This is a genomic window from Chondrinema litorale (assembly GCF_026250525.1).
Lineage (GTDB): Bacteria > Bacteroidota > Bacteroidia > Cytophagales > Flammeovirgaceae > Chondrinema > Chondrinema litorale.
On record NZ_CP111045.1, the window covers coordinates 226,046 to 239,242 of the forward strand.

Consider the following 13,197-nt stretch of genomic DNA (forward strand, 5'->3'; position numbering starts at 1 on the left):
AGTAGTATTTATAACAATTTCCCCTAAATGATCTAGCTTACGATTTACCGGATTTACTTTGTTATTAAACTCACCTAACCCACAAAATTCCTACTCGACACTTACGATTTTACCTGTATTTTCTAGTAAATCAACTATAGCAGGAAGTGTTACTTCTTCATTTATGGCTATACCAGCTCTTTTGTTTCTATCGAGTTTCAGGTTCACTTCTGGCTGGATTCCTTCAAGTTCATGAACTGTCGCCGGAAATTGTACCTGCCCATCATTTATTATGTATTGGTTGGTGGTTCTACTCCATCTTCTACCCAATTAACATCGTGAACAAAAATCACTATTAAAGCGAAAAATAGAATTGGTTGTATAAGTGTTGTTAAATTTATGTTAGCGTACATTAATGAAATTTTTATTGTAGGAGATAAAAATGGTCACTCTAAAAGAACCATAGTTAGTTGTTACTTTTCTTTTAATTGATCTTTTTTCATTCTCATATAAACTTGTATAGCATTTAATCCTTCTTCTGTACAGAGCCCTCTAATGAAGACTCCAATTGAATTTCCCAGAATATCATCTTTAGTGTATGGAGAGTTTTTAAACTGATCGTCTCTAATTATGGAATTGTACAACATAAAAATCCCACTTAATACTAGTTCGGGAATAAGGCCTTGGCGAAAACTCCCATCTAATAAAGCTTTTCGAATTAAATCCAGAAATTGTGCTTTAAATTTTACTTTTACATCAGACTCAATCCTTTTAGCCAATTCTGGATAGTAATAATGTAAATCTTCAAAAAAAGCTTTATTTACTTTATGTTCCGTATCAAAAGCGGATTTCCACACTTCAAAAAAAGCACAAACAGGTTTTTGTGATTGTATTAAATTTAACAATTCCGTATATCGTTCTTTATGATACTCATATAAAGCTGCTTCAATCAAAGTCTCTTTACTTGTAAAATACTTGTAAACGGTTTTAGTAGAAATACCAATAGGAGCAACCAGTTTTTGGACTGAAACTCCTTTGAGGCCATTTTTTAAAAAGTGTTCTAAAGCAATCTGCAATATTTTGGATTTCATAAAAAAATAACGGAAAATGTTTTTATAAAAATATTTTCCAGAGGAAATAAATTTTCATTTTAGAACCTGTCTAAAGTTAGTTAGGGTAAATTTTTTTGGAAAAACCGACAAAAAAGCCGAGCAAATTGAGGTTAAACCAGTTCTTGGCTTTTTTCTCATATCGAATTAATAATGCTTTGTAAGCATCTAGCCAAGCAAAAGCATGCTCAATAACAGTGCGTTGTTTATAAAGCAATGGGTCAAAATATTCATCTCGGTCTGTTAAATTACCTATTCTTTTATTCATACAGATATTAGGTGTTATTCCATATTCAAAGCAGAGCGTCCTGAATTCATTACAATCAAAGCCAGCATTAGCATTCATAAAAAGACCATCTGTGCTAATGCCCATATTTTCAAGAGTTTCTATCATTTCTTTAAAATGTTTTCAATCTCATACAATAAAGATGAAGTAGAAAAAATGAAGGTGGATAATCACCTTTTAAAGGTCGAAGCATCTAAAATGCTAGACGATCTTGAAAGTGATTTTTATGAAAAAAATTATTCTTCAAACGATTTTATATCATATGACGAAAATTTTTTGAGTCATACAACATCTTATAAAGATAAGGCTCAACAGAATGATACTTGGATAAATAGATATTTACATAGAATTATAAATTCAGAAGATGTTGAGGAATGGGAGTATACTAATTTTTTTGAATTATTACTTTTTAAAAAATGCTCTACTTATTTTTCTGATGCATGGTTTCTACTTCCCTACTTCAATATTAGTTATTGGTTTACTGATTACATTTGTATGAATAATCCAAGAGCAGAAACTTTGTTTTCATATGGTGTTAATGGTAATTATAGTTTATCCCATAATTATTACCTTTTAGACAAAAAAGATATCATAAGTTTATATCAATCATTCTCTTTTGAAGAAGAGATGGGTGATAATAGTTTTTCCAAAGAACAAGCAACTTATTATAAGAATGCCTTAGATGGTGCTTTAAATGAGGATATATATATATTTTATAGGGTTACCCATCTAAATCTCAGTGTTTAAAACCCATACGATCTACAGGATTATCTTAGCTTAAAATAAGCGTATATAAGATGAAAATAGATAAAGGATTAACAGAAAAAGCATTTAAAAACAGGTTTGGGACAAAAGAACAGTGTTTAGCGTATTTACATAATCAGAAATGGAGTGATGGTTACCATTGTCGAAAATGTAGGCATACTACTTTTTGTAAAGGTAAACAAGGTTTTAGTAAACGATGCACAGCTTGTGGTTATGATGAATCTGCCACAGCTCATACGCTATTTCATAAGTTGAAATTTGGTATAGACATAGCCTTTGCCATGGTTTATGAGATTGTTACCAATAAAAAAGGAGCAAATAGTATTCATTTAGCCCAACGTTTTGGTGTAAGGCAAGCGATAACCTGGTTATTTAGACGTAAGGTGCAACAGGCTATGAGTAGTAGCAAAAAGTTTCCCTTAGTAGATCAGGTGCATGTAGATGAGTTTGAAATAGGTGCTCCCCAAGAAGGAGAACAAGGTCGCAGCCATTCAGACAAAAAAGTAAGAGTAGTGATTGCCATTGAATATAGAGAAGGCAATGCAGGCAGGCGGTATGCTAAGAGCTTAAATCCTATATTCAAAGATCATATAAGTAAAAAAGCAGCAGTAGTTACAGATGGATGGAGCGGTTATAAACCTATCAAAAAGTTATACAAGAATATGCGTTCACAGTTATCAAACAAGGGTGAAAACTTCACTATGTTACATCTGCAGATTAGGAATTTGAAAAATTAGTTGAGAGGTACTCATTCTTATTGCGATAAAAGGTTGTTGAATGATTACCTAAACGAATATTTCTTCAGATTTAATCGAAGGAATTTTAGAGAAACCATCCTGGATAAATTACTTGAGAGAATGACCGAGGGTAAACCTAAAACCTATAGTCAAATTATTTGTGCTGCGACTTAGATGGGTAACCCTAATATTTTAATCAAATATTTTGACTAACAACATTGAAATCAGGTGTCAAACTAATTTGTAGTAAAAAACTTCACACAGTAATTAGGTAAAACAAAAGGGCTACCGTCCTGAATTCTGAATATTAACTTATTGATTAAATCAACAGTAGCCTTATAGCTTTTAGCAAAAAGTTATAAGGCAAAATGGTATTACTTCTGATGTAAAACCTTTTTAAGTTAAAAATTTAGGGGAGAAACTATTTATTACTTTCTGTTGAGTCTAATTCTAGATATTTCAGCAGATACTTTGTGAAAATATTTGTAGCCAATGAAAGTGATCTAGATGTTTGGTTTGATGATATTGAAATCAATTATACTCCAGCCAGAATTGTGCAAGAAAATCATTACTATCCTTTCGGATTAAACCTAGCCGGCATCGAGAAACAAGGCATTCCCGACCATAAGTTCCAGTTCCAAGGAGTGGAAAGGGAAGATGCTTTTGGATTGAACTGGGATGAAACAGACTTTAGAAGATATGACCCACAGCTAGGTAGACTCACAGGTATAGACGCTATGGTCGATCAATTGTCTAGCATTACTCCTTATCAATATGCATTCAATAATCCAATTAGTTTGAATGACCCTACAGGTCTAATGCCCCAATTATCTGGTGATGATATAGGAGGGTCAGGAGGAAGTTTCTTTGACTACATATATCCTAATAAAGAAAATGACGAAAGACCAAATTATCAAAAAATAAAAGATGATTTACGCCCGGGATATATTGCTACCTGTCCAACATGCCCTGATGGTGCGGAGTATGATAAGTATAAGAAATCAAATTTAGACTACGCATATAGTAGTTTAGTAGGTGGTGACGGTGTGTATCAAATGATTAATGAAGTGACTATAACATCAAATCCAGTAGCTGATGCAGCATCAGGCGGAATAGCTCCAGAATGGTGGACAGCTAGATTTAATTCTGGAGGGTTTGAATTAGGTTTGGGTATAACTTTTAGTGCTGGTCCCCAGTCTTTGAAAGATGGAGGAGCATTTGGATATTCTATTGGTGGAAATGTTACATTACTGAAATTTCGCCCTACTTTAAAGTATGTTGCTGGTGAAGGGTTCTCTCAATCAACTTTGGGAATAGATATGGCAGGAGGATTTGATGGTGAAACAAATGCGAGTAGATTTATAAAAGCAGAGGGTTTGATAGGTTTATTTGATGTAAAAACTGTTAATCAATATATATTTAAGAGAGGAAGTTCAAAACCTATATTAAATAAAACCATAAATGGTGCAGGTACATTATTTACTGAGTTAATTATGATACATAATAGATTAAATGGGAAGTATGAAATCAAGGCTGGTTTACAGGAAGACTTTGCACAAAGTTTTGGTTCTTTCGGTTTAAAATTTGACTTTAAGTAACTACAAAAAAGAAATAAAGTATTTAAAAAATAGATAGCTTTGTGTTATGAGACAACACCGATTTATCAAAGCAAGTAAAGAAGAAGTTGATTTATTAAAATCTCAACTAAAAAAACCAATGAGTCGACAGGAATCTGTTCGCATAGAAGGATTACTGCTGAGTATAAAAGGCTATACTATGGAGCAAATTGTAGATATATTAGAAGTAAATCGTGATACAATATCTCGTTGGTTTAACCGATGGGATCAAGGAAAAATGACCAATCTTGCTAATCTTCCTAAAAGTGGTCGTAGGCGTATTTATACAGAAACAGAAGAAAAAAAATGATCCAAAAAGCCTGTTTGGGCATCCAAAGGATAAAAGTATTTCTTCAAGAAGTGATCACTAGTACAGGTAAAAGTTGCCATATACAAACATTAAAGGGTATTTTCAAGAGGCATCGATTGGTATGGAAACGCTATAGAAAGAGCTTAAAACCAGAAAGAGATGAAGTACTTTTTGAGTTTTTCAAATCGGAATTAAGCTACCTAGAACAACAAGCAAAACAAGGAATAATAGACTTGATATTTATGGATGAATCGGGCTTTAACTTAAATCCAAATGTGCCCTATGGTTGGCAACCAATAGGACAGCAAATTTTGCTTCCTGCTAAACGCAGCTCAACTAATTGGACAGTTTTAGGTACGCTTAATATCCACAGTCAAAGCTTTTACGGTTATATGATGCCAGAGGCATGTACTGCAAAAACAGTAGTTGAAGTATTGTCTAATTTAAGCGAAAGAATCAATAAAAAAACGATAGTAATATTAGATAATGCCCCAGTGCATAAGGCAAAGATTGTAAAAGAAAAGTTAGTCGAATGGCGCAAAAAAGGACTTTACCTACAATTTATACCTGCCTATAGCCCTGAACTCAATAAAATAGAGATATTATGGAGACAGATGAAATATTATTGGTTAGAACCGAACGATTATCAATCTCAAAATACACTATACCAAAAAATTATTGAAATTCTTCAGAATTATGGATCTAAATACTCGATTTCTTTTTCTTAACTACTTAATATTCAAGGCACACTTAATCAACGATAGGAATTATGAGTACTTTGAGACTAATCGAACTAATAATGATAGGTTTTACTGCTTTAATTGGTGGTATTGGGGTTAATTTATTCTGTTGGTATAATTATCGAAAGAATATATATACTCAAAAAATATTATATCTTAATGAACAACTAAGAAAATTAACTGGAAAATCATTGACCAGTTTTCAGATTGGTGTACACGTTAAGTTTCAACCTAAACTCCGTTATGAAGATTACTATCCTCCAACAATTTATCAAAAATATGTTGAAGAAAATTTGAATTATAAACAGGTATGGGAGAGCTTTGATAGATTGGGTACTAGTATGGATAAAACAGCTAGGGTTTTAATTTATATATACATTCCAGGAATAAGTATTTTGGGGTTATTGTATTTAATACATAAAGTTATATAACCATCACTGGTGTGTAGCATCTCACTGCACACCAAATTATTGATAATATTGTTTCATTCTTTCTTGGATTAAAATAGTATTATCCCAATAGAAAACCCCCAATATCTTTAGAGATGTTGGGGGTTATGTTATACAGTAGCTAATCTTGGTATTATTAAACAAAACACTGTGCTATTCATCTATATCATCAAGCAGTTCTGCTAGCTCTTTATCTGAGATACTTTCTTTGTCAGATTTAACGTAGATGGAGAGTAAAAAGACGGTTTCTTCTGTTATAAATACATGGGTAATTATTCTTACTCCATAAGGTTTGTCTTTAACTTTTCGAATAATTCGAGTGAGTACAGTGGGTTAATATACTGATTACCAGTATATTACAAAAAACCATAATTCCTTATTATGTTTAGTTAGAATGTTTACTATTCTGCTATATTAATCAGGGTTATTATTACCAATTGTGTTAATGGAGATAAAAATTAGGTCAATAGTTATAGGAAGCTTGTTTTCTGCTACACTTGAAATACATATTGGCTATAAATATGGATTGTAGATTACAAAATACTATTGCATTGGCTTAAAATAATAAAACATGTTTTAGAAAGACGAAATTATTTGTTAATTTATAGGTATTATTTAGTACTAATCGTAATTTCTTTCTTCTAACAATATGTCTCAGCGAATAAACGATGAAGACCAGAAGCTTGAGGAACTTATTGGGAAAAATCTCAAGGAGTTAAATACTGAAAATATTAAAGTAGTCCATATCTTGAGCGGGTTTAGTTATCAAAAGACAAAGCCTTATCCTGATGAACCTAGTATATTACAGGGGAATTACTCTTGGGAGAAAATTGGGTTAAATCCAAATGGAGAATTACTTGCATTTAAACCCGAAGTACCAGAAGAACCCAAACCACTTAAGCATGCATTAATTGATGATAATAGTAGGCTTGTATTTCTAAGAATAAAAGATCAATTTTTAGCATATGCTGTAATTGATGAAAGCTTAAAAGACAATTTATATGCTATAGCCGTAAAGCTTCATGATTATTGGGCTGAGGAAAGGAGAGCACAGAGAAATGAATACCTTAAGAGAATCAGTGAATTTAAAAAAAGATGCCAAAGTACTCAGGGTCAGGAGGAATTGTTTAAACTTCTTTTATCAAATGTAGCTAAATTGTTAGAGGCAAAGAGAATTCATTTTTTTCTAACTAAAGACTATGAGGAAGTGAAGGAAGAAATTGAGGCACATTTAAACTTGAAGAAAGCTATTATTAAAGATAATAAAACACATGAATGTGGAAATAAATTTGAACAAATTGAAAATTTCACAAAAGAAATTAACCCATCACAAACTATAGATTTTAATATTCTAAAGCTAAGTGCAGTTTTTTTTGTAGAAAGTGACCCTTCCTTCATTTATTTTGACAATTATATAAAATCTTCACCCGAGGAATTTCAGAAAAAAGAAGACATGCTTAATGAGGGGTATGATTTTCCTATATATAGGTTTTTGTTCGATAAGGAGGGGTTAGGCAAGGGTACATTTAATTTTTTAACAACGATTAGTCAATCCAATACTGCATTATCCGATGATAACATTACCTCACCTTTATTGAATATTACAAAAAATACAAATTTTGCCAATTATAAATTGACCTTAAAAGATAATCTAAAGTCCCAAATGATGGTGGCATTAGTTGATGAAACCAAGGGTAACCGTGTTTTAGGTGTGATGAAAATCTTTTCTGAATGGAAAGAGCCATTATTTGCCTTTAAGCGAAATGAAGTAGTTTCGATGATAAAGGAAACTGCAAAGCAGCTATCCATCATACAAGGGAAAGATAAATTGAAAGGGCAATTATTTTTTTTATTAGGTGCTGGAGCCAGTCTTGAGGCTAAGATTCCAACTTCAAACGAGATGGTAAAAAAAATTGAAGATTGTTTTACTACTGGAAAGAAGAAAGATGTAAAAAAATGGAAGGATGTTGAAGGTTTGTTTAACTTCTTAAAAAGCTGCATTATTTATTCAGAAGGTATTTTTGGCCAGTTTGGTCAGTTTAATGTTGAAAAACTACTGATTGTAATGGCAGAGATTGAAAAAAAGGACAAAAATATTATGTATCCGTTTATTGGGGCATGGAATATCCGGTTGTTTGATCAGGCTGGTGAAAATTTTGACAAACTCAAAAAGCTAAATGGTTTAATAAGAGGAAAGTTAAAGGAATGGCTTGAAATTGAATACCTTGATGCAAAATACTATGAAGGGTTTAGGGTATTACAAAGTCAAATGGACGACCCACTCAAAATATTTACACTTAATTATGATCTTTGTTTTGAAAAAGTTGTAGGAAATAACATTTTTACTGTTGAGACTGGTTTCAATAAAAATAACATGGTTTGGAACCAGCATAATTTTGAAAATACTGATAACAAGCATTTTTTATTGTTCAAACTACATGGTTCTATTAATTGGGAATTTGAAGAAAAACAATTAGTAGAAAAAAATGACCCTATTGATAATGCTGAGCTGATTTTTGGTGTTCAACATAAGATGACTTCAAATGACCCTTATCTTTATTATGCTTCAAAATTAAGAGAAGCTTGTATTGGGAATATCAGATTAATTGTAGTTGTGGGATATTCATTTGCAGACGAATATGTAAATATTATTCTATCCCAAGGTTTAAAAAGAAAGAATGTCCGGCTGTTATGCGTTGGCCCTGAAAAGGGTGAAAAAGAAAAGGAAAGAATAGCTAATAACTTATCCCTTGAGAGCATGGATCAAATCATATTTGTAAATATGGGAGCAAAGGAATTTTTTACAAAACATTTGAATATTGAGTATTTTAAAAGCCAAATAAAACATCAAGATAGTGACTAGTCCTTTTAATGTAAGATGGAGAGAATGTGCTAATGAATCTGGGCTCAGATAGATTACAAATTATGATTTTCAAAAGTTTTTTGAGGTGGTACTTAAAGCAAATATTAATATACCTCCTCAAGGTATCTAATAATAGATAGTATGTTTTGCAAAACCAGTTTTCTGTAAAGCTTCATTAGTAAGTGACATAATGACTTGTGCCAAAAGACTTAAATAACTAAAGCCTTGTGGCATAGCTACATAGGTCTATGCGACGCGGTAATATCACTTACCCAAAGCTGATTCGGTCTTTCTACAACCAATTTTTTAATTAGGTTGGGATATTTCCTGAAAGGATGATCTGAGTTAGTTGTTCGAGGCTTTCTTTTGGTACGATAAACAAGCATATTGTTCTTTTTTAAAAGACTGTTCAAGGATTGTCTATTGGCCAATAAGAAATCTTTCAGCAGAAAGTAAAGCTTGGCAGTGCCTATTTGAGGAATTTTATCCCTAATATTAGATGCTTTTTCTAATACGAGAGCATCTGTTATTTCCTTATCATCGTTCCTGCTGATCAATTCATAAAAACTCTGTCTATGAGTTCCAAACTCATCACATAACCGCTATATTCCTACAGTAGGCGGCACCCGCGGTGATGCCATTTCTTCATTTCCATGACTGTAGTTTTCCAAAACTTTTTTGCGGCTGCAAGCTTAAATAAATACCTTATTCTTTATTCTAATATTCACTGATTTTAAGGTATCTATTTAGAGAAAATGATGGTACAACAATTTCCGAAAGTTAATGCTACTTTTTATATGTTTAAGACTGTAACTTAAGTTAACTGAAAGTCAGACACTTACAAATTATACTATTTTTTTGGTAAAAATATTGAACTTCTTTTCTGAGCAATAGTGTTGTTTGCATAGTTTTAATTATCATCTACCATCGTTCCCAATAAACAGAATTAAGTTATTTGTATAGAAAGCATAAATTCTATTTTTTCAACAAAATATAAGCTTTAAATAATTCTATCCTTCATAATAGCATAGTTATGTATTGGTATGATTTCACATGTCAATATTACAATGCTATTTTTTCTTAATAAATATTAGAATGTAAATACCGATTCACTCTTCAATAGAATTTTTTCAAAACTAAATTTAAAAAAGATGAAAAACGTATACAATGTTTTTAAGAGGAATGTACTAAGAATATTCTTAGAGCTAATCATACTATTTTTCTTTGTTAGTTGTGCACTTTTTGAGGAAGATGTATCTCCTAGTTCAGATGATGTTGAATCAACAATTAATACATTTTGTTCAGCAAATGTTAAAGATTTTGGTGCAGTAGGAGATGGTCAAACTGATGATACAAAGGCTTTTAAAAATGCTTTAAATTCTATCGGATTTGGAGGTCAAGTGTGTGTACCATCTGGTACATATTTAATTAGTTCGACTTTATCATTAAAGAGTAATACTACTTTATCAGGAGAGGGATTTTCTTCACTTATAAAAAGGACTCGAGAAACGAGTATTTTTGTAAGTGATAGTGTTTCAAATGTTATAGTGGAAAATTTAGCAATAGATTTTAATGGCCTTGAAATTCCAGAAAATGCAAATAGATTATTTGCTAACGCAATAGCATTTAGAGAGCATAGCAAAAATATAACAATTAGAAATATAAATATTTTTGATAGCCAAAGTAATGATGTATGTTGTGTACATGCTATTTTAGTTAGACAATGTGAAAACGTATGGATTGAGAATAATTTAATTGAGGGAGGAAGTAGAATTAAAGCAGGAGGTATTGGAAATAAACTTATAATAAAAAATAATATAGTAACTGATGCATATGATAATGGGATAACAATTGCAGACGAGGGAACTGGTGATCATATTATTACCAGAAATTATATTATTGAAAATAATATAATTGAAAGAGCTAAAGGAGCTTCAATATATTTAGGCGATGATGGTAAGGATAAGGGCGACCCCAATGCTATTAAGTTAAGGAATCCACATGATGTGAAACAGCAAAATCTTACTATATTTAGATAAATTTTGTTATGTGAATTTAGAAAACGGTATTACCATGAACAGGATTCTCAATGAGAAGGTATCTTACGGACCTTCAAAAAAAAATCTTTGCCCTCATCCATAGCCCAAGGAGTCCTGAGCTTTACAGGTGCTCGGAAAAGGACTTTACAAGAGCTTCACCACTCAGTTTCGCCAACATAACCAAGTGTATCCTCAACCTTTTTAAGGAGTCTGTGGAGTACAATATACAAGAAATACTCCCAGAACTCTTGGCACCAGTAGTAACCGGTAGTGCCTTCACCCAGGCAAGATACAAGATATCGCCAACTTTCTTCAATGACCTCAATGGTTTGACTGTCGAGAGCTACATGATCTCGAACAAACGTTACTGGAAAGAACATGTGCTGCTCGCTGGCGATGGTAGCAGCCTGAACCTGCCCATCTCCGATGACATAAAGGACGTTTTCGGAGTGCATGCTACCACTTCCCACGGTGTGGACCGCTGCGCGGCACGGATATTCTTTATGCATGATGTGCTGAACAATATAGTCGTGGATAGCCGTTTGGACAGGATGGATACAGGAGAAAAATCCATGCTCTATGATATCCTTGAGACCATTGCCCACATGGAAGGCCTTTTCCTCTTAGATAGGAACTTCGGATATTTTTCGGTATTAAAGCATCTTATGTTTGCAGGGCGTGACTTCTGCGTACGTTTCGCTGTGGGTGCCTCCAACTTCACCAAGCAGGTGATGCTGGAGGAAAGGGAAGACTTTATCATAGAGTGGCGACCAAGTCGCAAGGAGCGGCTCACCTGCACCAGAGATGAGATGGACGATTCCCCCATAAGGGTAAGGGTGGTCAAGGTGGAACTGGATACCGGGGAGACAGAACTGCTCATCACTTCCTTGCTCGATCAAGATGAATACACCACTGATGACATCAAAGGACTCTACCATTTGAGATGGGGCGTGGAGGAATGCTTCAAGAAACTCAAACCCAAGATGAAGATAGAACAGTTCGGCTGTAAAAAAGCACAAGGTGTACTACAGGAGTTCTACGCACATATATTTACCCTCAACATGACCAGTCTAGTGGCCGCTCCTGCGCAGGATATCATAAAACGGAAAACGGCCAAGAGGCGGTTAGACTACAAGTGCAATTGGAAGAATGCCTATAGGTTCTGGCGAAAGAGTATCATAGATTTCCTCTCCTGTCGCTGTATAGATAGGATATTAAAGATACTCACCGATAAAATCGCAAGTTCGATGACAGCTATAAAGCCGGGAAGACATTTTCCAAGGGGGACAAGGATCAAGCAGCGGGCAGGTGTGATTACCCAGTACAACAAATAAGGAAAAGTCTGTAATAATCCATATCGCCCGATACCCAGCTTCCTGTATTTAGATAGTGAGGTCTAATTCTAATGTTCAAAATTTAAAATAGCAAATGATGATGGTGAAAATGTATCATCTGCAAATGTTATTGATACATTACCAATCAAAAAATAGATAGAAAAATGCTTAACTTAATAGCATTGAGGGCGACCCTGATCGCACAGGAAATAATGTTACCTACAATATAATTATTGATGGAAATATATTGTTAGGACCAGTACCAGAAAACGTTAATATGTTGCATGTAGGACTCGCATCAACGACAAAACAAATACATATTACTAATAATCTAATTGAAAGCGGGTTTGAAGAATATTCAGGTAATACAAGCGGTATTTTAGTTAAAATAAAAGAGAATGATATTGGTCAACCAGGAGAAGATTTTTTAATAGCTAATAATACATTGAGTGGTTACTTTGGTCAAGGTAGTATTTGGTTAAAAGAACTAACAAATGTTAGAATTTCTAATAACCAGATATCACATGGAGGTTCTAGAGGTTTGAGGCTAACACTGGTAAATGATGCTATTATTGGTGGGAATCTCATTAATAATCCAAATATAGGTATACAGGTTGAAAATACCTGTATAGGATTGATATTTGAAAATAACATTATAAAAAATAGTTATGACAATGGAATAGAACTCAAAACTGTTTCAAAAGAAGAAATAATTCAAGCCTATTTTTATGGTAATAGGGTTTCAGATAGTCAAAAAAAACCATTATATGAGAAAGGTGATGGGATATATGATACAAAATATTATATGAATGAGTTTATAGGAAATTTAGAACCATCATCACCATCAATTAATGTAATTAATGATAGAGGGGGGAATAATAATGAAAATTAACCAATCTTAATTCTAAGAAGATGGTCTAGTTATATTTGCTAGATCATCTTTAGATATTTAAAAAATTTTCAGCAATAT

The 13,197-nt window shown here is 33.0% G+C and carries 14 protein-coding genes; 10 read left to right on the plus strand and 4 right to left on the minus strand.

All coding sequences use genetic code 11. The features are described 5' to 3' along the window. Positions 1-90 precede the first annotated feature (90 nt). The 3 genes from OQ292_RS23805 to OQ292_RS23815 form a co-directional block, all read right to left on the minus strand. Positions 91-309: a hypothetical protein gene (locus tag OQ292_RS23805; RefSeq protein WP_284686881.1), complete on the minus strand. Its 219-nt coding sequence runs from the start codon at positions 307-309 to the stop codon at positions 91-93. 143 nt (positions 310-452) lie between these two features. After that, the gene (locus tag OQ292_RS23810; protein ID WP_284686882.1) at positions 453-1,070 is read right to left on the minus strand and encodes a TetR/AcrR family transcriptional regulator; all 618 of its coding nucleotides are present in this window, start codon (positions 1,068-1,070) and stop codon (positions 453-455) included. A gap of 76 nt (positions 1,071-1,146) precedes the next feature. Further along, entirely contained in the window at positions 1,147-1,482 is a 336-nt protein-coding gene (locus OQ292_RS23815) for a transposase (RefSeq protein WP_284686883.1), read from the minus strand. Positions 1,483-1,491: 9 nt separating this feature from the next. Here OQ292_RS23815 and OQ292_RS23820 point away from each other — a divergent pair, with 9 nt between their 5' ends. From OQ292_RS23820 to OQ292_RS23850, 7 genes are all read left to right on the plus strand, one after another. Further along, a complete protein-coding gene (locus OQ292_RS23820; protein WP_284686884.1) occupies positions 1,492-2,121 on the plus strand; it encodes a hypothetical protein in 630 nt (209 codons plus the stop codon). Positions 2,122-2,171: 50 nt separating this feature from the next. Then, positions 2,172-2,876, plus strand: coding sequence for an IS1595 family transposase (locus OQ292_RS23825; RefSeq protein ID WP_284686885.1), 705 nt, complete (start codon positions 2,172-2,174; stop codon positions 2,874-2,876). 473 nt (positions 2,877-3,349) lie between these two features. Then, positions 3,350-4,474 (plus strand): RHS repeat domain-containing protein, encoded by a 1,125-nt coding sequence (locus tag OQ292_RS23830; protein WP_284686886.1) that lies wholly within the window; start codon positions 3,350-3,352, stop codon positions 4,472-4,474. A 46-nt stretch (positions 4,475-4,520) separates the two neighbouring features. After that, positions 4,521-4,802, plus strand: a complete 282-nt coding sequence (locus OQ292_RS23835; RefSeq protein ID WP_284686462.1) for a helix-turn-helix domain-containing protein — start codon at positions 4,521-4,523, stop codon at positions 4,800-4,802. Then, positions 4,799-5,530, plus strand: coding sequence for an IS630 family transposase (locus tag OQ292_RS23840; RefSeq protein WP_284686463.1), 732 nt, complete (start codon positions 4,799-4,801; stop codon positions 5,528-5,530). Before OQ292_RS23835 ends, OQ292_RS23840 begins: the two co-directional genes overlap by 4 nt. A 41-nt stretch (positions 5,531-5,571) precedes the next feature. After that, positions 5,572-5,973 (plus strand): hypothetical protein, encoded by a 402-nt coding sequence (locus tag OQ292_RS23845; RefSeq protein ID WP_284686887.1) that lies wholly within the window; start codon positions 5,572-5,574, stop codon positions 5,971-5,973. A gap of 1,174 nt (positions 5,974-7,147) precedes the next feature. Then, entirely contained in the window at positions 7,148-8,854 is a 1,707-nt protein-coding gene (locus tag OQ292_RS23850) for an SIR2 family protein (RefSeq protein ID WP_284686888.1), read from the plus strand. Positions 8,855-9,090: 236 nt separating this feature from the next. On the opposite strand, the gene OQ292_RS23855 is transcribed toward OQ292_RS23850, so the two are convergent. Beyond that, positions 9,091-9,411, minus strand: a complete 321-nt coding sequence (locus OQ292_RS23855; protein ID WP_284686889.1) for a hypothetical protein — start codon at positions 9,409-9,411, stop codon at positions 9,091-9,093. A 594-nt stretch (positions 9,412-10,005) separates the two neighbouring features. On the opposite strand from OQ292_RS23855, the gene OQ292_RS23860 reads away from it, so the two are divergent. The 3 genes from OQ292_RS23860 (at position 10,006) to OQ292_RS23870 (ending at position 13,119) form a co-directional block, all read left to right on the plus strand. Further along, positions 10,006-10,893 carry a glycosyl hydrolase family 28-related protein gene (locus tag OQ292_RS23860; RefSeq protein WP_284686890.1) on the plus strand — a complete coding sequence of 296 codons (888 nt, stop codon included), beginning with the start codon at positions 10,006-10,008 and terminating at the stop codon, positions 10,891-10,893. Positions 10,894-10,943: 50 nt separating this feature from the next. Further along, positions 10,944-12,227: an IS4 family transposase gene (locus tag OQ292_RS23865; protein WP_284686891.1), complete on the plus strand. Its 1,284-nt coding sequence runs from the start codon at positions 10,944-10,946 to the stop codon at positions 12,225-12,227. A gap of 247 nt (positions 12,228-12,474) precedes the next feature. Next, positions 12,475-13,119 (plus strand): right-handed parallel beta-helix repeat-containing protein, encoded by a 645-nt coding sequence (locus tag OQ292_RS23870; protein WP_284686892.1) that lies wholly within the window; start codon positions 12,475-12,477, stop codon positions 13,117-13,119. Positions 13,120-13,197: the final 78 nt, after the last annotated feature.

Bases quoted from the DNA above. Each gene is read 5' to 3' on its own strand.
- OQ292_RS23860 (WP_284686890.1), top strand. From the start codon at position 10,006: ATGAAAAACGTATACAATGTTTTTAAGAGGAATGTACTAAGAATATTC.
- OQ292_RS23845 (WP_284686887.1), top strand. From the start codon at position 5,572: ATGAGTACTTTGAGACTAATCGAACTAATAATGATAGGTTTTACTGCT.
- OQ292_RS23840 (WP_284686463.1), top strand. From the start codon at position 4,799: ATGATCCAAAAAGCCTGTTTGGGCATCCAAAGGATAAAAGTATTTCTT.
- OQ292_RS23835 (WP_284686462.1), top strand. From the start codon at position 4,521: ATGAGACAACACCGATTTATCAAAGCAAGTAAAGAAGAAGTTGATTTA.
- OQ292_RS23865 (WP_284686891.1), top strand. From the start codon at position 10,944: ATGAGAAGGTATCTTACGGACCTTCAAAAAAAAATCTTTGCCCTCATC.
- OQ292_RS23815 (WP_284686883.1), bottom strand. From the start codon at position 1,482: ATGATAGAAACTCTTGAAAATATGGGCATTAGCACAGATGGTCTTTTT.
- OQ292_RS23810 (WP_284686882.1), bottom strand. From the start codon at position 1,070: ATGAAATCCAAAATATTGCAGATTGCTTTAGAACACTTTTTAAAAAAT.
- OQ292_RS23825 (WP_284686885.1), top strand. From the start codon at position 2,172: ATGAAAATAGATAAAGGATTAACAGAAAAAGCATTTAAAAACAGGTTT.
- OQ292_RS23820 (WP_284686884.1), top strand. From the start codon at position 1,492: ATGTTTTCAATCTCATACAATAAAGATGAAGTAGAAAAAATGAAGGTG.